The following is a 25,628-nucleotide window of genomic DNA, read 5'->3' on the forward strand; positions in this document are numbered from 1 at the left end:
TGAAAATAGAGGATTTTCACCTCTCTGTATCGAATGTACTTCCAGGATGGGCAGCTTAAGGTAGCGGTTCAAACCTCTAATGCCCAATTGACCGAATACTAAGATGGTGGGGGACTTACGCCTTATGTTTAGCAAGGATATTGGAATTGACCTGGGAACTGCAAATGTATCGATTCACGTCAAAGGGAGAGGTGTTGTCCTGGATGAACCGTCGGTCGTTGCGATCGATAACGATACAAACCGGGTGCGCGCCGTAGGTGAGGAAGCGAGGCGGATGGTTGGCCGGACACCGGGCAATATTGTTGCCATCCGTCCAATGAAAGACGGCGTTATTGCCGATTTTGAAATTACGGAAATCATGCTGAAATCGTTTATTGATCGGATCGGTGGACGGTCCTGGTACAGTCGTCCTCGCATCCTCATCTGCGCGCCAACCAATATCACTTCTGTGGAGCAAAAGGCAATTCGACAGGCAGCCGAGCGGAGCGGAGCCAGAGAGGTCTACCTGGAAGAAGAAGCAAAGGCTGCTGCCATCGGGGCTGGAATGGACATCTTCCAGCCCAGTGGCAATATGGTAGTGGATATCGGTGGCGGAACGACCGACGTGGCCGTCCTTTCGATGGGCGACGTCGTCACCGCCTCCTCTATTAAAATTGCTGGGGACAAGTTCGACGAAGCTATCATGAAGTTCATTAAGTCGAAGTACAAGCTGGCGATCGGTGAACGGACGAGCGAAGACATCAAGATGAAGATTGGCAAAGTTTACAATGACGGCCAGAAGGACGAGATGGACATCCGCGGACGCGACATGGTGTCCGGCTTGCCACTCACGGTTACCATTCATTCGGATGAAGTGAGAGAGGCGCTCTGGGACTCTATTTCCTCTATCGTGCAGACGGCCAAGTCGGTGCTGGAGCAGACACCACCGGAGTTGTCGGCCGATATTATTGATCGCGGCGTCATCCTGACAGGTGGCGGAGCTTTGCTGCGCGGCTTGGACACGCTGCTCGCGGAAGAGCTTAAGGTACCGGTACTGGTTGCTGATGATCCGATTCACTGTGTGGTTAAAGGGTCTGGCATCATGCTAGATAACCTAGACCGCGTAGTCAAAAAACTCGGCTAATCTTTTGCTGTGGGCAAGCCGATATAGTAGGGAGAAGCGTCTGTGTGCAATAGGCATGGGCACAGAGTGGACAAGCTAGCCGGAGGTGCAACCCCATGTTAAGAGGGCTATACACGGCTGCTGCAGGGATGATGACCCAACAGCGCCGTCACGATACCGTAACCAATAACATTTCCAATATTAATACACCGGGCTTCAAGCAGGTCAATGCGATCGGCCGTTCGTTTCCGGACATGCTGATTTCCCTGACTGGCATTGAAGGGGAGCAGTCGAAGCAGATCGGCACAATCAATACGGGCGTATTCGCCGAAGAGAGTCTCTCCATTCATCTCCAAGGCGATATGTCTGAGACCTACCGGATGTCCGATTTTGCCATCGTATCTGACCTGGCCGTGCCAGGCATGGCGTTTGACGCATCAGGCAAATATGTCGCTCCGAACGGAGAGGTTACGTTCCAGCCCCAGGCATTCTTCACCCTGCAGGATGCCAATGGCGACACGCGGTATTCCCGTGATGGCAAATTCACGCTGAATGATGCGGGCTTCCTCGTATCCGGCGATGGTTCATTGGTCTTGGGCGCGGGCAATGCACCGATTCAATTCGAAGCAGGCGTGGCGATTGATCAGTTAAGGCTGACGCCAGATCAGCGCTTTATTGATTCTCTGACTGGTGATGATACAGGAGCGCAATTGCTAATTACGCGAATCGAGAATCCCAACCAGCTGGTTCGCGAAGGCAATAGCAAATTCCGCCTTGAGGGCGACCCTGCACTGGCAACACCGATTGCGGCAGGTGAACGTTTTGAGGTTCATCAGGGCTTCATTGAACGCTCCAATGTCGATGCCGGCCAATCCATGGTGGATATCATGGGTGCGCTGCGGGCCTACGAGGCTAACCAGAAGGTCGTGCAGTACTATGACCGGAGTCTGGAGAAGGCCGTAACGGAAGTAGGACGCGTGTAGCAGGAACGTGACATAAGTCATCAGGGAGGAACCACCTTATGAATAGCTCAATGATTAATGCAATGGTATCGATGAACGGTCTCCAGCAGAAGCTTGATCTGCTTGCGGACAACATTGCTAACGTCAATACCGTCGGCTACAAGCGCAAAGATGCAACCTTTGAGGATTTGCTTACGAATATGAAGCAACAGGGTGAAGCGTTCGAGCAGCCCGTCCGATTGACGCCGCTCGGCTTCAATCAAGGCTGGGGCTCGCGATTGACGATGATTCAACCGGATATGACCCAAGGAGCGGTGCAAAAGTCGGACAACCCGTATGATATCGCCATTCAGGGCGATGCGCTGTTCGAGGTTATTACCGATGAAGCCGGGACACGGGCCTATACGCGGAATGGTGCATTCCAGCTGACACTTGACCAGAACGGCACGCCAATCCTAACGACCAAAGAAGGCTATCCGCTCGTTGTGCAGCAGCCGCCGGATGCGGCTGGCAATGTGGTCGAAGGGCGCATTGTCGTGCCTAATGGCCACCAAGTTCGTGTGTCAGAGGATGGCCAGATACAGGCTGTGTCAGCAGACGGATTTGACATCTTTGAGCTTGGACGGGTAAAATTAGTGCAGCCCATGAAGCCTGGCGTGTTGTCGCCCACAGCGGATAACCTCTTCGTCGTTGCCGACGGTTTGGAGGTAGAAGATGTGGTGCGCGCCGTGGTGCCGGATGCTGTGAACCGGATTGCCCTGATGCAAGGATTCCTAGAGCAATCTAACGTTAACCTGAGCCACGAGATGTCGGAGTTAATGATTGTTCAACGGGCCTATCAAATGAGTGCGCGGGCGCTGACTTCTAGTGATACCATGATGGGATTGGCCAACAGTCTGCGTGCCTGATGAGATGGGGAAGGATAATAGATGAACAGGGAAAGTCAAGAAGGACGGCGCACGACGGAGTCTCTCCGCCACAGCGTAGAGGACACTGATCAGCCGAAGGTAAGACGGGGTATGAGCGAGGTGTCCGAAGAGCCGTCTTCAGCGAAGAAGACGGAGGAAGCCACCCCTAAGCGGCTGCCGCTTGTAGTGCGTATCCTGCTCTGGATTCTTCGCAAGAGTATCGTACCGCTATTGCTGGTGCTGGCCTTGGTCGGCGGGGCTTTTCTGGGGTATGTGCTGCTAGGCGAAGGTGACAGCTCCGACGTCTGGAAATGGGAGACGTGGCGCCACCTGTATGATTTAATATTTTTGGATTCGTAAGTAGTGTGCTATGCATACGATTTTCTAAAATAAATTAGGATTAGACTAGACCTCATTCGGGCGGGGTCTTTTTTTTTTACTTGCAATAAAAAAGGACTGTCCTAGCAAGGAACAGTCCTGTGGGTATCCTGTTTTTAGTAGGTAAATATATTAAAAGCCACGGTCAGCACCGATACGATCCAGGATAATTACAACTTCAGCACGTGTAGACAAGGCACGAGGGTTAAAACGATTTGGTTCCTTTCCTGTAATCGTGCCAGATGCTATCATTGCGCCTATGGATCCTCTGCTCCACTCTGGAGCTCTTACTACATCTGCATAAGCAGCTGGGGGCTGTTGCTCGGCAACGCCTGTAACACGGGTAATAAGTACTGCTAGCTCTTGACGTGTGATTGGTGCATCAGGTTTAAAAGTTCCATCCGCATAGCCTAACATGTAACCTGCTTGCACGGATTTTGCTACTTCTCTGTAATACCATTTGTTTTTTGGAACATCCGAATAGTCAATTGTAGCTTCATCTTGTACGCGAGTAACTTTATTAATCAACGTTGCTAATTCAGCACGAGTAATTGGTGCATTCGGATTAAAACGATTAGTAGATTGGCCACTAACTAAACCCAGCTCAGCCCATTTTGCAATGGTTGCCTCTGCCCAATGCCCTCTAATATCCGTAAAGTTGTTAGCTGCAGCAGCTTCTTGAGACTGATTAATAAACGGAACTAGGAAAGCCAACACCAACATACCAATCACAAACTTCTTCATTCTTTTCATTTGAACTCCACTCCCCATTATGTAATAAACTCGATCCAATTAATCTTACCCAGAAATTTTAAGTATGAATAGCCTAATAAGGAGAGTTGGAAAATATTTATTAAAAAACCTTCCACCCAAGGGATGGAAGGTAGGGAGATAAGTAAAAGTCTAACGAACCGTTACCCGCACAGTGACTGTCTTGCCATCGAAGCGGGCACGGATGGTGGCTGAGCCTTTGCTGAGCGTTGTGATCGTACCGCCAGAGACTTCAGCAACTTTGTTGTTGCTGGTAGTCCAAGTAGCGGACGAGGTCACGTCTACGATTTTACCGGTATCATACTCGGCTTTGACGGTTACGGATTCTTTGGCTCCAATGGCGACACGCAGCGAGGAGCTGGAGATGGCCAGTTTTTTGAGTTTTGGCACAACCGTAATAGTGACCGATACACTCCTATCCTGGTACGTTCCAATTAATAGCGTCGTGCCCTCATCCACGGCCCGCACGGAGCTTCCTTTAATAGTAGCAATTTTTTCGTTGGCCATACTCCAGTTCATCTTGCTGCCGAGCGAAACGGTCTTGCCATTTTTATAAGTGCCTGTAACCTTGATGCTCTTGGAACGGCCAGGGTTGAGCTCAAGGGTCGAGGGGTCGACGGTGAGCTTGACGATTTCTTCTTCAATTGTTACCCGGAAGGTAATCTTCTTGCCAAGATAGGTTCCAGTCAGATTAACGCGAGAAGCGATCAAACCTCGCAGCTTGTCATCGCGGACCAGCAGGTTAGGAGAGGAAACGCTCCAGTCGATCCGATCAGTTACGGTTTCATCTTCCCCGTTTTCATAGATGACTGTAACTGCAGGAAGACTGATTTCCTTGCCGGTAACTACACTCAGCGTCTCAATGTCACTTTGGAGAGCAAGCGGTTTGTCGTGAACGGACACCTTAACTTTTACTTGGCGACTGCCCAGAGCTGCGGTAAGGGTCGCCTCGCCCAGCTTGACCGGCTTCCATTTGCCATCTGCGATAGTAGCGATACTCTCGTCGCTGGAGGTCCAGGTGATGAGCTTGGAGATATTCTGGCTGTCCCCGGAGAGTGTAATGCCGGTTACTGCTGGTAGCTGCTGATCTTCTCCCACAAAGCCGTCCAGGACCGTTTTCTCGACGGAGATCGTCTTCATAGGTCCATACACGGTAACGTTGATGTCACGGCTCAAGCCTTTGTACGTCGCGGTGATTCGGGCAGTGCCGGCCGCTTTGGGACTGATTAGGCCCGAGCTGCTGACGGTGGCTACGAATACATTGGACGACGTCCACTCCGCCTGAGAGGTGATATCCAGACTATGGTCTGCTGTATCCGATACGCTGGCTTGAATCTGCACGGGTGCATCCTGCAGCTGAAGGTGCAGCTCTTTGTCACCGGAGAGAGTCATCGCCTGATGCGACGGGCGTACAACGACGGTCAGGGTTTTGGTAATCCCTAGATGTGTCACGCTGATGGAGGTTGTACCAGAGCCCACCGGAGAGAGTACACCTTTCTCAACCGTTACCACATTTACATTGCCGCTTTTCCATGTTGCTTCATTGGTAATGTCAATGCTCTCGCCAGTCTTGCGCTCGGCCGTGGCGGTGAGTTCCTTATCGCTGTCGCCGACCTTAAATTCCATAAGCCGGTCCGGACTGATGGCGATTGACTTATAGGGTGAGGTGACGGTCAATGTGACGGTTGCGGATAAGCCTTTGTGTTTTCCTGTAATCTTGACGGTCCCAGGATTGACCAGGGTGACAGTACCGTCAGCGTCAACGGTAGCTACGCCTGTACTGGAAGAACTCCAAGCTGCGTCGGAGGTCACATCTGTACGCGAACTTCCCTTAAGGGCGCTTAGGTCCAACTGCAGCTCTTCGCCGAGTTGAATATCAAGCTTATCGGACAACTCAGCCGAGCTGCCTCCACGGGTCAGAACGACTTTGTCATAGAGATACTCCGCAGATACAGAGATTAGGGCGGTGAATCCTTTGTAACGCGCTGTAATCTGGGCGCTGCCCGCTGAGACGGCTGTGAGCAGTCCTTTATCAACTTTAACGGTGGAGCTCTTGGATGAGGTCCAAGATGCTTCGGACGTCACGTCACGTAGCGAAGTGCTGCCTTCAACCTCAGCCCATAACTTCAGCAGTTCGGTATCGTCCTCTACATATAATATGAAGGGCGAGGGAACAGAGTCGAAGGAGATTCCTACAACTTTTTCTTCAGCCCCGGCGGCAGGGACGGGTAGACCGAGACAGAGTAAAGTAACTACGAGCATGGCTGAGAGCCAGGAACGCAAGGACCAACGATTGTGAAGCGCGTGCATCATGATTTACCTCCAAGCAGGGTTTGATTTTTTATCCAATAAAAACGGCTTTGCTTTCTTACTATAACGGCAATGTACTTCTCAAAATGAAGGGGAGATGGAAATTTGCGCAAATAAAAATTGGGTAAATGTCGATTGCATGAAAAAGAAAGACGCGAAAAAAAGCGGCTTTGGGGGACCAAAGTCGCTTTTGATTGTTTTGCGGCGGAGAGGTATAATAATGTAGATATAGAGAGTGAGGGGGTCGCTCGGGTGAATCTGCCGAATCTGTTAACGATGCTGAGGTTCGCGCTCATCCCCGTCTATATTGCCGTATTTGCCAACGGCTACGTAGTCACCGCCTTTTTTATTATGGTGGGGGCAGGGGTGACCGATGTACTGGATGGTTATCTGGCAAGACGCAATGGACAGGTAACCCGGCTCGGCATAATGCTGGACCCATTGGCGGACAAACTCATGCTAATCACTGTGTTTGTGTCCCTCGTCGTGGCGGGCATGATCTCATGGTGGGCAGCCATTGCCCTTTTGCTGCGAGATTTGGGGATGATTATCGTATCGGCCTATGTTCACTTTAAGGGCAAGCTGACCGTACCCTCCAATTGGATGGGCAAGCTGACAACCGTACTGCTCTACGTCGCAATAACCATGCTGTTTTTTGAGTGGTCTTACGGGGAACACATGTTATGGGTAGTCATTGTCTTCTCATACATAACGACGGTTATGTATTTCAACCACTTTCGATCCCTTAACCGATCCCATTAAAAGAAGAACCCGGCTGCCAGAGCGCTTCATGTCTCCAGCCGGCCGGGCTCTTTATCTTAAACCTCCATGACTGCAGTTCATGAAGGGATGTCACTAGTGTTGACGTATTTACATCCTTTTATTACATATGCAATAGACTTTTTGAACACGTATTATGTGGAAATATAGAAAGGAGCATGAATTGATGTTGGATATTAATCAAATTCAAGAAATTATTCCGCACCGCCCGCCATTTTTGCTGGTTGACCGGATATTGGAACTGGAGGACGGTGTGCGTGCAGTAGGCCTCAAAAACGTCACCATGAACGAACCTTTTTTCACCGGACATTTTCCGGGCCATCCCGTCATGCCTGGCGTGCTCATCGTGGAGGCACTGGCACAGGTAGGTGCGGTCGCCATTTTGAATGTTGAAGCGAATAAGGGCAAGCTGGCCTTTTTTGCAGGTATTGATGGGGTGCGGTTCCGCGGTCAGGTCGTGCCAGGGGATACACTAACACTTGAGGTGGTCATTACCCGGCTCAAAGGCACAATCGGAAAAGGACAAGCAACTGCACGCGTGGGCGAAAAAGTGGTCGCGGAAGGTGAGCTGATGTTTGCTCTTTCAAGTAAGGGGTAAAATCGTCTGTATACGTAAGAATACATATTCGGAAAAGAGGTTGAGAGGATGACGGAAAACGTACTGGCAGCGGCACAATATAAGGCTTGGCTGCATGATGAACTTATCGATGATGCCACGAAACAGGAGCTGCGCGCCCTCGAAGATAATGCCAAAGAAATTGAGGATCGCTTCTATCGCGAGTTGGAATTCGGTACGGGAGGCCTGCGTGGCGTTATGGGCGCGGGCACAAACCGAATGAATGCTTATACGGTGGGCAAGGCTACACAAGGTCTGGCTAACTGGCTATTATCCCAGTCGGACAAGCCGTCGGTTGTCATTGCACATGACTCCCGCAATCAGTCGCCGGAATTTACGATGCACGCGGCTCAAGTGCTGGCAGGCAACGGAATCATCACGTATCTATTCCGGTCGCTGCGTCCGACACCTCAACTCTCCTATGCTGTGCGAGCGCTTGGTGCTCAAGGCGGCATTGTCATTACGGCCAGTCATAACCCGCCAGAGTATAACGGCTACAAAGTCTATGGCAACGATGGCTGCCAATTGGTCCCGTATGATGCCGAGCAAGTCATCGCCTCTATCAAGAAAATTGACGGATTCGGCGAGATCCGTCGGACGTCGCAGGAGGAAGCAGAGGCTGCCGGTCTAATCCGCTGGCTGGATGAGTCGGCGGATGACCAATTTACCGATACGGTGGTTTCGGCCAGTCCGAATCTTCAGTTGCTTCAAGAACGTCTCGGCAGCCAGGTGAACATCGTGTTTACCCCACTGCATGGAACAGGCAATCTGCCGATTCGCGAGGTGCTGCGCAAGGCGGGATTCACCCAAGTGCATATTGTGGAGGAGCAGGAACAGCCAGACGGCTATTTCAGTACCGTCAAGTCACCGAATCCAGAGGAACGCGAGGCATTCACGCTCGCCATCAAGCTGGCAGAGGAGAAGCAGGCAGACCTTATTATCGGAACTGACCCGGACTGCGACCGGATGGGGGCTGTCGTCAAGAACAAGCAAGGTGAATTTGTCGTGCTTAGCGGCAACCAGTCTGGCGCTATCATGGTTCACTACTTGCTAAGCCAGCTTCAGGAACAAGGCAAACTGCCGGACAACGGTGTTGTGGTCAAAACAATTGTGACAAGCGAGATGGGGGCAGACATTGCCCGTCACTATGGCGCAGAGGTGGTCAATACACTGACCGGCTTCAAATATATTGGAGAGAAAATGACCGAGTACGAGCGTACAGGGGAGCACAGCTTCCTGTTCGGTTATGAAGAGAGCTACGGCTATCTGACTGGTACGTATGCGCGGGATAAGGACGCTGTCGTTGCTTCGCTGCTAATCAGTGAAGCTGCCGCTTATTATAAAGCGCAAGGCAAGACGCTGTATGATGTGCTGTTGGAGCTATACGAACAATTCGGTTATTATCAGGAGCATCTGGAGTCACGCACGCTTAAAGGTGTGGATGGCGTCCAGCAGATCGCTGCCATTATGGAAGACTGGCGTCATCATGCGCCACAGACCATCGCTGGATCGACAGTAGCTGAGCTGCAGGATTACCTGCCGGGTCTGAATGGCCTGCCGCCGGAGAACGTGCTGAAGTTCATCCTGGCAGATGGCTCCTGGTTCTGCCTGCGGCCGTCAGGCACAGAGCCGAAAATCAAGGTGTATTTCGCCGTTCGCGGCTCATCCCAGCAAGAGGCCGCCGCAGCGATCACCAAGCTGACGTCTGAGGTTATGGCCCGGGTGGACAACCAAGCTTAAGGAGTGGACTTTTGTGCAATCGATCCAACTGTGGAGCCGCAGGGCCCGCATCGTATTATGGGGACTTGTGATCGCAGGACTCCTCGCGGCTATGCCGCTTGGGTATATGCGTTATCAGATGGAGCAGACATCCAAGCAAGTGGAGTTTGTGTATAATTACCGTGACCTGGTGCAGATTGCGAGCTTCCAGGCGAGACCGCAGGATTTTATTGACGAACAGCTGGAGCGAATGCAGGATGCCGGCATTGGCACGATGGCGATTTTTGAATCCACGCTTGAGGAACTGAGCTGGAACCACCGTCTGTCGCTATACAGCTCGGCGCAGATGGCTGAGCTGCAAGGCGAGCCGGCTCCGCTTAATGAGAACTTTACGTATATTTTGTTTGCGAATGAAGAGGCACAGTCTGCACTTGGTCCGATGATCGAGAGCACCATGGGCAGCGGGGAAATTGCATTCCGGCCTTATTCGTACGAGGGTCTGGATGGACTTGTGATTGAGACGCCACTTGAGGATGCGACGGCCAAGACGATGCTGCCCGATCCCCTTACGATTCAAGATCTTCATGATCGTGGCTTTCAGCTGCTGCCGCGACTGTCTGACCGCATGAAGCCTTATGACCATGACCTGACGGATAGTATCTTGGGCTGGTTACACGACTTGGGTGTGAAGCGGATTCTATTTGATGGCGATGCAGTCAAAGGGTTTGGCGACCATGCAACCGATGGCAGTTTGAATTCGATGGCGGAGCTTCTGAAAAAGTACGATATTGGCATTGTGGCGATCGAGAACCTTCGCACCATGCAGAAGGGCTTCCAGACGCTCGCTTACAACATCGATTACAATGTTGTTCGTCTCTATTCACTATCTGCGCTGGATGCAGGACGCTTGTCGCCGGAAACGATCGCCGATCGCTTCCAACTGGCAGGCAAGGACCGCAATATTCGTATGTTCTACATTAATGGACAGCCATTGCGCAGCTCGGAACGGGGAGGAATTGTTCATTCCCTTGATAATATCTACGAGTCCTTAGCTGGCAACGAAGATACGCCGGGCGCTATCAAGCTATTGGAGGATGTAGGCTACACGAATGGTACAGCCCAAGCCTTTGATTACAACTATGAGCCTGGATCGTGGATGAAAATCCTGAAGGGCGTCGTAGCACTCGGTGCCATTGCGATCATCGCGTTATTGATTGGTGCGTTTATCCCGGTTCTGCTCTTGCCTGTTTTCCTGCTGGGTCTACTGGGCAGTGCAGGATTGTATGTCCTCTCACCGGCAGTGCTCGAGCAGGGGCTGGCACTTGGCGCTGGTATTGCTGCACCTACACTGGCACTAATCTGGGCCTTCAGCCGCATCCGCAAGCATACGGAGGGCGACCGCCGGATCGTTGGCGGCGACTGGGATAGTCAAGACGCCAAGAACGGCAGTGGCATGTTCGGCGGCAAATGGGTGTTCCCTGAGCTTGGCAAGGGCCGCCGATTGACGATGGCTGCCGGCCTGTATGTTCTGACGGCTGTCATTTCGTTCATTGGCGTCCCGTTGGTATTTGGCTTGCTGAACAATGTTACCTACAGTCTGGTGCTCCAACAATACCGTGGCGTCAGTCTGCTGCATCTGGCTCCAATTGCTTTAGTGGGACTGTATGTCTTCCTGTATTCCGGACTGTCACCGCTCGATAATCTGCGTCGCTTGCTGCGGTTGCAGATCACAGTGCTATGGGTGGTTGTGGCAGGCATTCTGGGTGTCGTCGGGATGTACTATCTCTCACGTACCGGCAATGCCGGTTCGGTTACCAGTCTGGAATTAACGATCCGCAGCGTGCTTGAAGGCACATTCGGCGTGCGGCCGCGGTTCAAGGAATTTATGTTTGCCCATCCTTTATTTTTGCTGGGGCTGTTTCTGGCGCTTCGATACCGTGCGGCCTGGGTACTAATAATTGTAGCTTCGATTGGGCAACTTTCTATTGTAGATACGTTTGCACATATTCATACTCCGCTCTATATCTCGTTCATCCGCGTCATCCTGGGCCTGGGCCTTGGCGCTCTGATCGGGCTCGTGATGATCGGCGTGTGGCAGATCGCGGAAGGAGTATGGCGCAGATGGGTATACCCGCTAATCACAAAAAGACGTTCCGTCTAGTCCTGTCGGGCTATTACGGATTCCGCAACAGCGGCGACGAAGCGGTGCTGAAATCCATTCTGCTGGCCTTGGAAACAGCTGCTGAGGAATCGGACATTCGCATTGAGCCCATCGTCCTGTCCATTGATCCGGTCTCGACCCGGGAGATGTATGGCGTGGATGCCAGGCACCGTATGCGTCCGGCAGAGGTGATGGCTGCGCTGCGCGAGAGTGACGGACTGATTAGCGGCGGGGGCAGCTTGCTGCAGGATGCGACCGGTGCGAAGACCATCCCCTATTATGCGGGAGTGCTCAAGCTGGCTCAGATCCTGGGTAAGCCGACCTTTATCTACTCCCAAGGCATAGGGCCGGTTAACCGCCGTTGGATGGATCCGATGATCCGCCACGTCATGAGACGGAGTGCCTACGTGAGTGTGCGAGATCCGGAGTCGGCCGACCTGTTGGGACGGATGGGCGTTGACCGTTCACGGATTGAGGTTGTACCGGATCCCGTGATGGCGATGCCGTTGCCTGACCAGGCAGAGGTGGTCGGGGCCAGCGAGCCTGTAGCAGGAGCGGAACGTGTACCTGTGGTGGGCGTTTCCTTGCGATACTGGCGCAAAGACCGACAGGATTTGGACCGGGCAGCAGAAGCTCTGGCTATACTGGCCAGGAGCAGGGAAGTGCGATTACGCTTCCTGCCCTTCCATACACCAGACGATGCGGAAGCATCCACCTATGTGATGGAGCGGCTGGGAGCGATCGGCAACTCCACTGCGGAGTTGGTTTCTCTCGGAGAAGACCCGCAGCAGATGCTGCTTACGGTGAGCAGCTGCGATCTTTTGATCGGTATGCGTCTGCACGCCCTGATCTACGCGGCCAACCAATCGGTACCGATGCTGGGCCTATCCTATGACCCTAAGATCGATCAATTTCTTGGACGATTGGGTCTGCGGGCAATCGGAACAACGGATACCCTGGATCCGGATGCTATGGCCACTGCTGCTGTCGAACTGCTGGACAACGGCGAGGTATGGCGCGCACGGCACGCGGATGCAATTGAAGCATTACGGAGCCAAGCGTTGCTGCCCGCGCAACAAATTGTGCGGCTAATACGTCAAATTCAGTAAGGCAGTGAAGCGAAGAAGCTGTAATCGGATGAAGAGGGTGAATGAAAGGCATGACTGTGACAGTCCATGAGAAGCGACAGGCGCAAGCGGCCCCAGTACCTGAGGTACCGGTGGTACCGATGTACGGAATGTCCTTCTCTCGAATGAATATGAAAGATACCGTGCGTTATCTGACCGAGGCAATTGAGCAGCGTCGGACGACGCAGGTCATTACTGGCAATCCCATCATGATTATGACGGCCTTGGAGAATCCGGTGTTTCACCGGGCGATGCGTGAAGCCGAGCTGTTGGTGCCCGACGGTGCAGGTGCCGTATGGGCAGCGAATTATGTAGGGATGCCGGTAGCCGAGCGAGTAGCCGGGTTTGATCTGTTGCATGAGCTGCTGCATGTCGGAGAGCAGAAGCGCTGGTCAGTTTTCCTGCTGGGAACGACCCAGGAGGTCATTGACGAAGCAGCCGACAGGCTGAAGCGTCAGTATCCGCTGGTGCGGTTCATTGGCACCCATCACGGATTTTTCGGAGATGATGAGGATGCGGAGGTTATTGCCAAGATAAGGGAAGCTGATCCGGACATGCTGTTTGTGGCACGCGGGGTGCATAATCAGGAGCCTTGGATAGCCAAGCACAAGCAAGCGCTCGGCGTTCCGGTTATGATGGGGATCGGTGGTAGTCTGGATGTTATTGCCGGCAAGCTGAAGCGGGCCCCGCTATTCATGCAGCGTCTTGGGTTGGAATGGCTTTATCGCCTCATGTTGCAGCCTTCTCGGATCGGAAGAATGCTGGCTTTGCCCAAATTCGTGATTAAAGTGATGCGCGACCGCGAAAACGTGACAAAAGAATATCCAACCCCGTGAAAATTCTGTGAAAATGCTGAAAATCGGTTAAAAATGGAGTTGGAGTTTCTTATTTAATCGGAGTATAATTCATTCCGGTAGAAACAAAAGGGGAGTTGGAGATGTCTGTGAGCGTTATTTATATTATGGGATTTGTCATCGCACTCGTATTGGCGTTATCCTTGACGCCGCTCGTCAAGACCTTTGCATTTAAAATTGGAGCGATTGACAAACCGAATTACCGCAAAGTGCATACGCGCATCATGCCTCGCTTGGGCGGGCTCGCCATCTATGCTGCTTTTATCGGAGCTGTATTGGCGGTACTGCCATTTGTGCCGGAGGGCATGCTTAGCCGTTATGATATGAATTTGATTTTTGCCACTATGGCAGGCGGTACAATTATCGTCCTGCTAGGCGCGCTTGATGACCGGATTGAATTGTCGGCTAAGGTCAAGCTGCTTGGTCAGATTATCGCAGCCTGTGTCGTTGTCTTCGGCTTCGGCGTCAAGATCGACCTGGTCAACATTCCATTCGGTGCCAACATGCAGCCGATTGCGGACTGGTTGAGCATTCCGCTGACTATCTTCTGGATTGTTGGGGTGACCAACGCCATCAATTTAATTGATGGTCTGGATGGTCTGGCTGCAGGTGTATCGGGTATCGCGATTGGCACAATCCTCGTTATGGCCTTTGTTATGGGCTTTGAGCCGACGATCTTGCTGAGCTGTGTGTTATTGGGCGGGATTGTAGGATTTCTGTTCTTCAATTTCCATCCGGCCAAGATATTTATGGGGGACTCAGGATCACTATTCCTGGGCTTCTGTCTCGCGACCCTGTCGATGATCGGCTTCAAGCAGGTCACGATCGTATCGTTCGTGACGCCGCTCTTGATCATTGGGGTGCCTTTGTCTGATACCTTCTTCGCCATCGTACGTCGTTGGATCAACAAGAAGCCGATCTTTGCTCCGGACAAAGGCCATTTGCATCACCGTCTGCGCGACCTTGGCTTCAGCCATCGTCGCACGGTACTGATCATTTACGGAATTGCCGCATTCTTCGGATGCTGTGCCATCGTTCAATCAACCATTGTCCAATCGCCAGCGGCGAACTGGATTACCTTCGGGGTTATCGTCATTCTGACGATCTTGCTGCAGATCGGGGCCGAGCTCATCGGCATTGTCGACAAGACGCGTCGGCCCGTCATCAACTTCATCCAGCGCAAGCTGCTGAAGCTGAGCCCCGAACCTGCACGACAAAATAAGTCTTAGCTCTTATTCTTTTGCCTTGGTCCGATACACGGACCAGGGCTTTTTTATTTTTGCAGCCCATTCTAAAAAATCGTACCTCCATAACCGATAACATAGGTACAATACCTGCACGCCGGGCGTTACCCGTTATGCAGGCAGAGGGGGAACGCGATTCGATTTTTGCCGGCCCGTACCTGATGAACCGACGAAATGGATATGCGTGAGCACGTTGCACGTATGCGATAAAATTATGCTTTCGAAGGCGTTTCCTTCGAAAACTTTTAGGAGGACCACATGTTAAAAAAAGCACTCTCAGTTCTAATGGCCGTGGCGCTGCTCCTGACGATCGCGCCGGTCTATCCCGCGCAGGTAGAAGCGAATACGTCGCGGAATTTTGTATTTAACAATGAACAATACACTTCCGGCACACCGAGAATCACAACCAATGAACGCGTCACGCTAAACGGTACAATCAACAATGTCATTGGCAGTACGATTACGTACAGTGTATACCAGATCTCTCTCACCAATGGCCAGGAGACGATACTGAACCGCAATGAAAATCAAACCACCAATATTTCACTCAGCGGCAGCAGTATTACCATCCTGAATGTCCAACTGTTCCCCGGTCTTAACAAGATTACCTTCAAGGGAGCACAAGGCAGCGCTGAGGTGACGGATTCAATCTATATTGAATACCGCAACAGTCCAACGCTTTTTAATTTGATGGCAAATCTGGACGGTCTGCAATACGAAATTCAAGAGCATGGTACAACAGTGGTGCATTCTACACCATCACAAGGCAGAGCCAGTGCAGATATCAGCATTAGCGGTAAAGCGCCAAACGCAGAGCGTGTAACGGTTATTGTTAATAATCGAAGCTATACGTACGCAGTTAACAGTATCAATGACTGGAACTTTGTTGCGGCGCCGGTGAATATCGTCAAAGGGAAGAATACGGTGACGATTCGCGTCTTCAACAATAATCAGACTGTAGAAACGACAAGAGATATTGCTTTCTATAACGGAACCGTGACTTTCTTTGACATGAATCTCAAGCATGATAACGGTTCAGCAAGTCTGGAGAATAATCCGAACTTTTCTGTTCCTAATACTAATCTGACGCTAGAAGGCAAGGTTATAGTTCCACTGCTCTACGATCAGGCCACCAATGCACACACGCCAACGATCCCGAATGCCGGATTGCAGTACCGTCTGGGGAACACTGGCGCGTTTACGGCAATTCCAGGCACGATCCAGATGGACCCAGTAGGAACTGTTCTCAGACCCAATGACCGGTTTATGACGCTTACATATGCCATTCCATTATCAGGAGCAAACTTGACGTTTGATACCCGGCATACGATTCAGTTCCAGGGGATGAACCTGGTTAAGGTGCCGGCTGGAACCGACCTGTCGGATGTATATTCATTTACACTGCGTAATAGTGGATTGGCTTACATCGAAGATATTAACTATTTGCCGGGGTTCACTGGCACGACAACTAACGGTCAACTGGAAACCATGCAGGGCTCTGATATTGAGAATGCCGATATTTTCTCGCTGCCCATGGGTATTGAGGTATTGATCGGGAACTATCAGAACTGGACCACTCCGCCGGCTAATCTGGTCACCATTCAAAGCGTTCGTGATGCGGCCGGTACGGTTCACACCGTGGGGAGTAACAGCGGTGTTTTGAACGATCCGACTCATAAATTTAGTTATATTCAGCGTGAGGTTGGATACGTAACGCAACGAAATATCGATGGGGTGGAGCAGCGTTTCCTGCGCGTGTTCCTGGAGGTGCGCAAGCTGCCGTCTGCTGGACAGCAGACCCTTAACATCCGACTCAATAATAGCAATGCCTCGACAGACGTTTATGCAGCACCAATTACCCTGCTCTACGGCCCGTATGCGAATTTTACTCGTCTACTGGATACCATGTCTGTAAGTTACGACACGACACTGCAATCCGGACCGGGCCAGCAATTCCTGATTCAAAACCAGTTGGACCGCTTCCGTGGAGAACTGCTGAATATTGCCAACCCGAATGATATCGTCTATGAATCGTCTGCAGACGGACCGCAAACGGTATTCATGTATATTAATAACACGCACATCCTGCTGAGGCAGGAAGAAACAACCAACCGGGCCAAGTTCATCATCAAAGATGCTGCTGAAGAGTCTAAAGCGTTCAACGCGCTCTTCAAATCCGGTGACAATACTATTCGATTCGTGTTCCGCACGGCAAGAAACAACTATGAACGCAGTATGAAGCTGACGCTTGTTCCGACCAATCTGCCGCAGATTCCGGCGGAGAACACGGATGGTGTATATCCATATAGTATTGGGCTGCAAAGGCCAACACCGAACGATCCCAAGTTCCCGCTCTCCGGAAATGTGTTTACAACAAAAGAAGCAGAGATGAACGTCTACGGTACCTTTGATTTTATTGATTTGGGAACAAGTGTGCAGGCTGTAATCAACAAGCTGGACACGATGAATGCGGATCGCAAAAATTATATGATTCGCATTTCCACTGCTGGTGAACCGGACATTAACTGGTCTCTGGAGAATTCATTTGTAACCATTTCTGCCAATGAATCTGAACATAATCAGGTCGTCGGCGGTTCGGTCACGGTACCGGGCCTGACAGTGCAGTATGACTTGGCCAAACAGAGCTTCTCTTTCATTCTGCCCAACCAACAGCTGCCTATCGACGGTAGTCCGAAGGTTTACACAATCACGGTATTCAACAGCGGAGAGACGGGCCCTCGGGCGACATATCGTTTGGAGATTAATCCGACGACAATCCCGTATACGGTGCTGGCCCCGATCCTGGAGAAACGAATCATGAATCAGAACTTTGTTGAAGTGGTGATTGCTTCACCAGGTGCCGAGAGCATTAATATTAACAAAGTGGAAGCCCGCAAGATCACTTACCTCGATTACAGCCGACTAGAGGATGGACAGCCACGACTCATTCCAGCCTTCAGTGCGCTTGTTACAGATCTTAGAGGCGGAAGGGATACCCGGATTGACCTGATTATCCGTAGGGGCAATGATGAGATTAAGGATTATTTCAACGTGAAATATGTGCCGGAGTCGATCCCGGGTCATCAGATTATGGAGACGATGAAAAACTCCCATAAGCTGTTTGATAATCAATTGACGTTGAGCTTTGATCGGAATACGAATTTAATCCGCACCGATTATAATGTGCCGGATAATCTTAAAGGCCAAGTTTATAATGGTCATAAATTATTGTTTGCTATAGCAAACCCTGTAGATGGCGTTGTAGACCGTCATGATTTTCAATCCGTACCCGCCAATTATGACCTGGACTTGTCACTTGGAAAAGTACTGTTCGGCGCTAGCTTTCCGCAGCGGTATATCAAGTCTAGTCCTGTCTATTGGATCGATCCAGGCCAAGCGGATGACGCGACCACTCCGGGTGTGTATGATCCAATTGATGCAGGTGTGGACCCCTATCCGTTCTCTAGGGAGCAAGGGGTAACCCAGCGTTATTATTTCTCTCGTGCGAACGACCGGGAGCTGGTTCCGTCCAAACGCGGTTCGTTGACCCTCGCTTACGATCCGTCGATCCGTCAGGGTGCAGGCACGATGGTTACCGTATTCCGTTTTGACGCTTTCACGCAGCAATGGGAGAATATTGGTGGCGTTGTTGACGACCGTAAGAATACCATTACTGTGCCATTCGATAGATTTGGATACTATACGGTCGCCAAATTGAGTTATGGCTTCAATGACATTACTGATCATCCTTATGCAAGAGAAGCGATGGAGGCCATCTTCACCAAAGGTGTGATGAACGCGATTGATCCTAGCGGCATGTTTGGTGGCGATCAGTATGTGACCCGTGCCGAGTTTGCCCGCATGATCGTACGTGCACTTGAGATGCCGCTCAACTATGATGGGGCCAATCACTTTGATGATGTGCCGAATATGGGCAACGCGATTAATATGAATGCGATTTGGGATTATCGCTATATTGAAACCGCGGCTCGTTCAGGTTTTACAAGAGGGACGCGTCCGCGCGCATTCGACCCAGAGTCCCCTATCGTCCGTCAGGACGCAGCGGTCATGCTTGCCAAGGCGCTGAACATGAAACTAGAGACGGATGCATCTAAGGTTCGTTCAGGCTTGCAGAAGGCGTTCAGAGACGAGGGTGCGATGGACTTCTATGCGGCGCCGTCTATTCTGGCGATCCAGAAGAAAGCATTCATCCAGGGTGCACCTGTAGATATTAATGATCCAGCTCGGGGTAATGTGTTCCAACCGAAGGCGAGGCTGTTGCGCAGTGATGCTGCCATTATTATCGCTAAGGTTATGGCGGATGTGAAAAAGCTGCCGAAGTTGTATACTCAGTAGTCTATAGTAAGGTATGGGGCGGCTATTCCAATAGGATTAGCCGCCTTGTTGCATTCTATTACCAAAATGCGGTATAATCACAAAACCGTGTCTGAATCTGAGAATTTCCAAATGAAGTTCTTTTCATAGATTTAGAGGTTCTCAGAATTCTCTGCGACCTTGCGGAGATGACTGGCACATATTTTTTTTGTTGGTAAATGTTTCTCAATGACGAAACGCGGGTAACAAGCTATACTAGGTTTCGACAACATACATAATGTGAAGTCATTACCAACGCTAGCGAAACCCACCAAGTGTTACATAGTTTTGAACAGTGAGAATGCCATTAAAAAAAATTCAAAGTTTTTTTCTCGGAATCGCAACTTTTCTGAATCCCCTGCGTTTATATACATGGAGTCGCACAGAGCGGCCCATAACGCAAGGTTTCTGAAAATGTGCTTTACGGTAGGATGTGCCCATTGTATAATGTTCTAGTGGCATGCGATTCTACCATATTTTTCTACGCTAGTTTACAAGTTTCTGCGACATGATCTTACATAATGGTTAGGAACATGCCACGCAGACATTCTTTATAATATCGCGCTCAACTCTGGGAAGGGGGTGAATCGGCCGATGAGGGAAACGAGCCATCACATTGCAAGACAAGACTCTCAACATCCGAAACATTTTAGAGGAGATGAACAAAAGGTTATGAAAAAAAGTTTATCCTTGCTTTTGGCCATCGCTATGGTGTTCTCCATGTTTGCAGCCGTAGCGTCTGCAGCTGAAACCCCACAAGAACGTTTTGACGTTCTGAAAGAAGCTGGCATCTTTGAAGGTTATCCAGATGGATCTGCTGGTCTGGAGCGCCAAATGACTCGTGCAGAATTCTCCAAAGTTCTTGCACTGCTGACTGACGCACCTTCTAACCCTTCTGCTAATACTTACACTGATGTGCCTGCAACTCACTGGGCTTCCGAGTTTATCGGAGCTGTTACAGCTGCTGGCCTGATGAACGGCGTTGGACTGAACAAGTTCGACCCTAACGGTACTGTTACTGTAGAGCAAGTCGCTGCTACCCTGGTTCGTGCACTGGGTCTCGACGAAGCTTCCGGTAACCTGACTGGTACTTACAGCCCTTGGGCACAAGGCTACATTGTAGCTGCTCAACAAGCTGGCCTGCCAATCGAAGGTCCTAACTACAAAGCAAACGCTCTGCGTTCTGTGCTTGTAGACAATGCTTACACTGTATGGGTACTGTCTTCCGTACAAGTAACTGCAACTGAAGTAATCGACGAGAACACAGTCGAAGTTACTTTCTCCGATGGCGAGAAAGTTGAAGTTGAGCTGACAACTGCACTGGTTCCTAACCAAGCTACTAACGTAACTGTTAAATACCTGGGCGTTGACTTCGTAGTTTCTGTAACTCTGGAGCAAGGTACTGTTGAAGCCGCTGCTATCGGCGCTAACAAGATCGAAGTTAAATTCAACCGTGCTGTAAACCCTTCTGATGTTACAGTTAACCTGCGTCGCGCAAACAACACTGTTAACATTCAAGAAAGAGTATGGGCTTCGGACAACAGATCCGTTGTTCTGCAAACTAGCTCCAAATTCGTTGCTGGTACTTATACTGTTTCCGTAACTGGAATCGAGTCTGAAGCAATCGAGCGTGAACTGACACTCGAAGCTGAAAAAGTAGCTTCCGTAGACATCCTGTCTGACGTTGCATCGCTGTCCGGTCCTGCCGGCAACACTGGTGCAAGCGTATCGGTTGGTTACCAAGTACTTAACCAATACGGTGAGGACATTTCTGCTACTACTCAATTGAACGCTAATACTACTATCGGTACAATTGCTACTAACCCTGTTTCCGGTAGAACATTGACAATCAATGCGTCTTCTGCAAATGCTCCTTTCCAAATTGGTCAAACGTTGGCTGTTACATTGATTCACGTTCCTACTTCCACTGTTGAAACAGCAACTCTGACTGTTTCTGCAGAAGCTAGAGTATCGCAAATCAGCGTAGAAAGACTGGCTGGTCCAGCTAACACTACTCTGACTGCGGATACTGCTAACCCTAGCGATTTCTACCTGGTAATCAATGCAAAAGATCAATACGGTGCAGCTGTAACTGATGTTACTAAATTGAAAGAGCAAGTTCTGGTTAGTGTTTCTAACACTGCAGTAGCATCTGTAAATGGCTACAGCAATAACCAAGCTACTTTCACAACTGCTAACATCAATGGCGTAAACACTCCTGTTCTGCGTCTGAGCACGCCTAACACTAACGGTCGTCTGACTGCTGGTAACTCTGTTGTTACTCTGATTGCTACTGGTCCTGGCGCACAAACTGCTAGCTTCACAATTGAAGTTGGTCAAGGTCTGCGTTCTGACACTGTAACATTCACGCCTCCAGGTAGCGTTGCTGCTGGTGAAGTGGTTCGCGTACCAGTTGTCGTAACTGACCTTGCTGGTAACGAAATTACTAACACTACTGTTCTGAACAGCGTTAGCAACGATAACTACATCGGCGTACGTGTAACTCCTACACCTAGCTATACTGGTTTCAACGGTACTTTCGTTCGTGAGAACAACCAAACATACTACCGTTTCACTGCACCAACTACGACAGGCGTTCTTAACCTGACTGCACTGTCCAGCACGTTCAAAGCAACAAACCTGCAAATCAACATTCAAGACGCAGCTGTACCTAATGTAATCACTGGTATTAAAGACGTTAACCGCGTGATCTTCGATGGTCAAACGGTAACTCTGGACACTGGTAAACTGGTTATTGAAGATCAATATGGTCGTGTGATCAACAGCCCAGCATTGAACGCTGCTGATACTACTGGAAACTACAAAGTAGTTGTAACTGGCGGTAACGGCGATTACATCGAACGTACTGGTAATACAATTGCTTCTGGTTCTTCTGTAACTCTTGAGGCATCTGGACGTGGTTCTGAAACGTTGACTTTCGCTGTTGAAAGATACAACGGAACTGCTTGGGTTGCTGTACCAGGTAGCGCAACAACTGTTCAATTCCGTTCCGTAACTCAAGCTGATCTGGGTAACTACGGTGTAGATCCAGTTGGAAGAGTGTTTACTCAAGCAGCTGCTGGAGTAACTCAATACAACAAAACACTGAACGTGTTTGGTCTTACTTCTGACCAACAAAAAGTAACTCTGCCTTCTGATCTGTACAATGCGGTTGCACAAAACAGTAATGTAACAATCAGTGATTCTGGCGCACTCACTATCACTGGTGCAGCAACTGGAACAACTGGTGGTATCTACCCTAACGATTCTACAAATGAAGTTACAACAAGTGTGCGTGTAACTATCAACGCTACTGGTCAAGCTATCGATGCTGAATTGATTGCTTCCCGTGTAGCTCCAGCTGTTGAAACACTTGCTGCTGACGGTACTGTAACAATTGGTGCTGGTAACTTCAGCTTCGGTTCGATTGCTGACAAAGTAAGAGCAACTGATCAATACGGTGTAAGAGCTACAGTTAATGCTGATGGAATTACATTCCCTGGTCAAGCAACTGTACGTGCTCTGATTAACATCACTGATCTGGTTAACGCTGGTGGATCTACTACTCCAGTAATCACAGGCAATGGTACTACCAATGCTACTATTGCTGGTCTGGAGTCTGGCGATTCCTTCACAGTAACTCTGACAATCAACGGTAAAACATCTACAACTCGCGTTAACGTTCAGTAATCTGTTTGACAAAAGAGCCCTTCGGGGCTCTTTTTTTATTTGCTTCGAAACAAAGTGCAGGCCTGCAACGTCTAATCAGGTAGAATATTGCAGGAGGAATGTATGTGAGAAAACGTTGGGTGAAACCCGCCGTCATTGGGTTGACGGTCTTGACAATGTTGGCGTCGCCGCTGTCGGTGTTGCCACAGCCAGTCGCGGAGGCGAGTATGGCGCAGTTGTCCAAGCAGTGGGTGCGTTTGGGCTCGTCTGGTGTGTTGAATGTGCGGGATGCGCAGTTCTTGATGCAAGAGAAGGGTAAAGTATTGGCGGTTACGGTGGGGATCACCAATAATAGCTCGCGTTCACTGAGTCTGTTGGATTATTGGGTTCGCGTGAAGAGTAAATCTGGTAAAACCTTTAAGGCTTCGTTGCTCGAAGCGGACAAGGCCAAGACGATGGTGCCACCGAACTCCTCACTCTACTTAACCTATTACGCGGTTGTGGATCTGCAAACCAATCTTTCCGATCTTCTATTCGACGTTATCGAATGGGATTTTGACCAGCCCAATTATGAGAAACGATTGGGACGCATTAGCGTGCCATCTGGCACCACTGGCAAAACGCCTGCTTTTCAGGCGAATGTCATGCTATATCAGAACTCCAAGTTACGGGGCGCTCTCAAGTCTTACATAGCCACACGCGATAACACTAACACGTATGTAACGCTTCAATACTTGATTGAAAACGTTGGCTTTCGTTCAGCAGATCTTTCCGGGTTGAAATTTTATGCACAAACCGATGGTATGTCAGTCTATGGGGTGAATTTTGCTGCGTCGAAGGAAACTATCGAGCCGAAAGAGCGTAAAATTGTCACGCTACTCGCCACCATTCCAAACAGTGTCGCCACCAAACCCTTGTCTCTTATCGCAGCTACTTCGGATGAAGCCAGCAAAGTGGAGCTTCCGCTAGGTGTCTTCCAACTGCCTGCGATCAAGACAACAACGCCGGCGGCAGCTGGCAGCAATCGTCTCATCTATCTGAATGGTCAGTTGATTTCGACCAAAACGGCGGGTGCTACTGTTGAAAAGACAGAGGACGGTCAGAAACAGACGGTTGAGCTTGCCTTTCATCTGCAGAACACTGATAACCGTGCCGCGTCCTATGCCAATTTGGACTTTGTCATTGAGACCACTGGAGGGGCTCAGTATCCTTTGACTTTTACAAAGGAAGAGCAGACTATGCTGCTCCCTAAGATTGAAAAAAAACTCACACTCACTGGCGAAATTCCTGCCAATCTTAAGATAGAAGACGCCATCGTGGTGGTTCGTTCAGCTCCAAGCGAAGAAACCCGCAAAGCCACCTTGGGCACCTACAAGATATCTCGTACAGTTGTTGTTCCAGAAAATAATTCGGGTACCATCTACCAGAACAAAGACTATCGGCTTCATATCGATTCCGTGAATCGAATCGCCACCGAAGGCAATGATCTTTTGGTTGCGGACTTGGTGATTACGAACCCAACCAGCGAATCGAAGGCGATTCCTGTGTATCAGGGACATTTCCTGATTAACGGCGTTAAAACCCCGACTCAGTCATTCATCCCACTGGACCAGTCGGTTACGATTGCTCCTGGCGGTACGTATAATGTGGCCGTGTATTCAGAGATTCCTTATACCTCTGTAGTAAATGACTTGTCATTTGTTCTGACTGAGAAGGTAGAAGACAAGCCAGACAAGACGTTGTTCCGTTTTGACAAACAAATGATTCGGACCCTCGTGCCTCAAAAACAAGATCGAGTGTACGAGATTAAGAACGTCGGTCGTCAAGCCAGTGTGAAGCTGCAGAAATCTGCTATTCATCGTGGTGCGCAGGCTAATGAGCAGTTCTACTATGGTGAGTTTGAAGTGACCAATCATGAGATTCGGCTTGCAGATCCTACTAAATTGCAGGGCTATCTAAAAGATAACGCCGGCTTGATCGTACCGATCAGCTTTGTACATGACACGGCTCGCATCACGCCAAAAGCAAAAGCGCTCTATGCGGCTGTGGCTAAAATCCCGGCTACCTTTAACAAAGACAAGTTTGCTCTCTATTTGGGTCAATCGATTGTTACGGAAGCAGGTGGAGAAGGGTCAGCCGCGAAAACACTGATGGTCAAGCCAGTTGCTTACGAGATTAGCCCAACGCTTACTTATAATGAAACGTTAAAAAATATCACGTTTGCTGGAAACCTATTGAATTTCAGAGAGCTTCAAGCTAATCTGAAAGTAACGGAAGGCGAGAATGCGAACTTTACAGGGTTTGATTTTAAAATCAAATACGATTATACCCGTGATGCTAACTATGAGACGGCTTATAAGGATCAGAAGCTAGTCTTTGAAATCGTTGATGCCGGGGAAGGTAAAGTTACCTATAATAAAGAGATTCGTATTTCGCCATCGGATGACGGCAATGCCCCACTCTTGAAAGAGGGCCAAGAGGTTTCCTTGGATTTGGTGTTTGAGGACCCAGCCATTATGAGCAAGATCAGACGCTTCCGTGAATATCAGTTCAATGTTTACACGGTCGTGGACAATCATAAGCTGCTCATTGCCTCCAAAGAGTTGAAGTGGCAAAATCTTGAGAAAATTCAGTAATGCACTTGCATTAGAAA

Annotated in this window: 16 protein-coding genes; 14 read left to right on the forward strand and 2 right to left on the reverse strand. The window is 49.9% G+C overall.

What is annotated here, in order from left to right:
- Window positions 1–124 precede the first annotated feature (124 nt).
- The 4 genes from mreB (at window position 125) to F556_RS0123740 (ending at window position 3,332) form a co-directional block, all read left to right on the forward strand.
- The gene (mreB, locus tag F556_RS0123725) at window positions 125–1,123 is read left to right on the forward strand and encodes a rod shape-determining protein (protein WP_020619494.1); all 999 of its coding nucleotides are present in this window, start codon (window positions 125–127) and stop codon (window positions 1,121–1,123) included.
- A gap of 95 nt (window positions 1,124–1,218) precedes the next feature.
- Window positions 1,219–2,085, forward strand: a complete 867-nt coding sequence (locus tag F556_RS0123730) for a flagellar hook-basal body protein (RefSeq protein WP_020619495.1) — start codon at window positions 1,219–1,221, stop codon at window positions 2,083–2,085.
- Between the two features lie 38 nt (window positions 2,086–2,123).
- Window positions 2,124–2,972, forward strand: a complete 849-nt coding sequence (locus F556_RS0123735) for a flagellar hook-basal body protein (RefSeq protein WP_020619496.1) — start codon at window positions 2,124–2,126, stop codon at window positions 2,970–2,972.
- 21 nt (window positions 2,973–2,993) lie between these two features.
- Window positions 2,994–3,332, forward strand: coding sequence for a DNA-directed RNA polymerase subunit beta (locus F556_RS0123740; protein WP_020619497.1), 339 nt, complete (start codon window positions 2,994–2,996; stop codon window positions 3,330–3,332).
- Between the two features lie 150 nt (window positions 3,333–3,482).
- Here the strand turns inward: F556_RS0123740 and F556_RS0123745 are convergent, their stop codons facing one another.
- Together F556_RS0123745 and F556_RS0123750 are read right to left on the reverse strand one after the other, a co-directional pair.
- Window positions 3,483–4,103, reverse strand: coding sequence for an S-layer homology domain-containing protein (locus F556_RS0123745; protein WP_020619498.1), 621 nt, complete (start codon window positions 4,101–4,103; stop codon window positions 3,483–3,485).
- Window positions 4,104–4,253: 150 nt separating this feature from the next.
- Window positions 4,254–6,434: an Ig-like domain-containing protein gene (locus F556_RS0123750; protein ID WP_051108786.1), complete on the reverse strand. Its 2,181-nt coding sequence runs from the start codon at window positions 6,432–6,434 to the stop codon at window positions 4,254–4,256.
- A 249-nt stretch (window positions 6,435–6,683) separates the two neighbouring features.
- On the opposite strand from F556_RS0123750, the gene F556_RS0123755 reads away from it, so the two are divergent.
- The 10 genes from F556_RS0123755 (at window position 6,684) to F556_RS0123800 (ending at window position 25,611) form a co-directional block, all read left to right on the forward strand.
- A complete protein-coding gene (locus tag F556_RS0123755; RefSeq protein WP_020619499.1) occupies window positions 6,684–7,193 on the forward strand; it encodes a CDP-alcohol phosphatidyltransferase family protein in 510 nt (169 codons plus the stop codon).
- Between the two features lie 184 nt (window positions 7,194–7,377).
- A complete protein-coding gene (gene fabZ / locus F556_RS0123760) occupies window positions 7,378–7,809 on the forward strand; it encodes a 3-hydroxyacyl-ACP dehydratase FabZ (RefSeq protein ID WP_020619500.1) in 432 nt (143 codons plus the stop codon).
- A gap of 48 nt (window positions 7,810–7,857) precedes the next feature.
- The gene (locus F556_RS0123765) at window positions 7,858–9,567 is read left to right on the forward strand and encodes a phospho-sugar mutase (RefSeq protein WP_020619501.1); all 1,710 of its coding nucleotides are present in this window, start codon (window positions 7,858–7,860) and stop codon (window positions 9,565–9,567) included.
- Window positions 9,568–9,580: 13 nt separating this feature from the next.
- Window positions 9,581–11,707 (forward strand): DUF5693 family protein, encoded by a 2,127-nt coding sequence (locus F556_RS0123770; RefSeq protein ID WP_020619502.1) that lies wholly within the window; start codon window positions 9,581–9,583, stop codon window positions 11,705–11,707.
- On the forward strand, window positions 11,668–12,816 hold the full coding sequence (gene csaB / locus F556_RS0123775; RefSeq protein ID WP_020619503.1) for a polysaccharide pyruvyl transferase CsaB: 1,149 nt from the start codon (window positions 11,668–11,670) through the stop codon (window positions 12,814–12,816). The genes F556_RS0123770 and csaB overlap by 40 nt, the downstream gene beginning before the upstream one ends.
- Before the next feature lie 50 nt (window positions 12,817–12,866).
- Entirely contained in the window at window positions 12,867–13,670 is an 804-nt protein-coding gene (locus F556_RS0123780; protein WP_051108790.1) for a WecB/TagA/CpsF family glycosyltransferase, read from the forward strand.
- A gap of 101 nt (window positions 13,671–13,771) precedes the next feature.
- Window positions 13,772–14,917, forward strand: coding sequence for a glycosyltransferase family 4 protein (locus tag F556_RS0123785; protein ID WP_020619505.1), 1,146 nt, complete (start codon window positions 13,772–13,774; stop codon window positions 14,915–14,917).
- Between the two features lie 273 nt (window positions 14,918–15,190).
- Complete coding sequence (locus F556_RS0123790; protein WP_083938116.1) at window positions 15,191–19,288, forward strand: S-layer homology domain-containing protein; 4,098 nt, start codon at window positions 15,191–15,193, stop codon at window positions 19,286–19,288.
- A 612-nt stretch (window positions 19,289–19,900) separates the two neighbouring features.
- Window positions 19,901–22,996, forward strand: coding sequence for an S-layer homology domain-containing protein (locus F556_RS0123795; RefSeq protein ID WP_020619507.1), 3,096 nt, complete (start codon window positions 19,901–19,903; stop codon window positions 22,994–22,996).
- Between the two features lie 104 nt (window positions 22,997–23,100).
- Window positions 23,101–25,611 carry a hypothetical protein gene (locus F556_RS0123800; RefSeq protein ID WP_020619508.1) on the forward strand — a complete coding sequence of 837 codons (2,511 nt, stop codon included), beginning with the start codon at window positions 23,101–23,103 and terminating at the stop codon, window positions 25,609–25,611.
- The last annotated feature ends 17 nt before the right edge of the window (window positions 25,612–25,628 follow it).

Source organism: Paenibacillus daejeonensis DSM 15491 (assembly GCF_000378385.1).
GTDB classification, from domain to species: Bacteria; Bacillota; Bacilli; order Paenibacillales; family Paenibacillaceae; genus Paenibacillus_D; species Paenibacillus_D daejeonensis.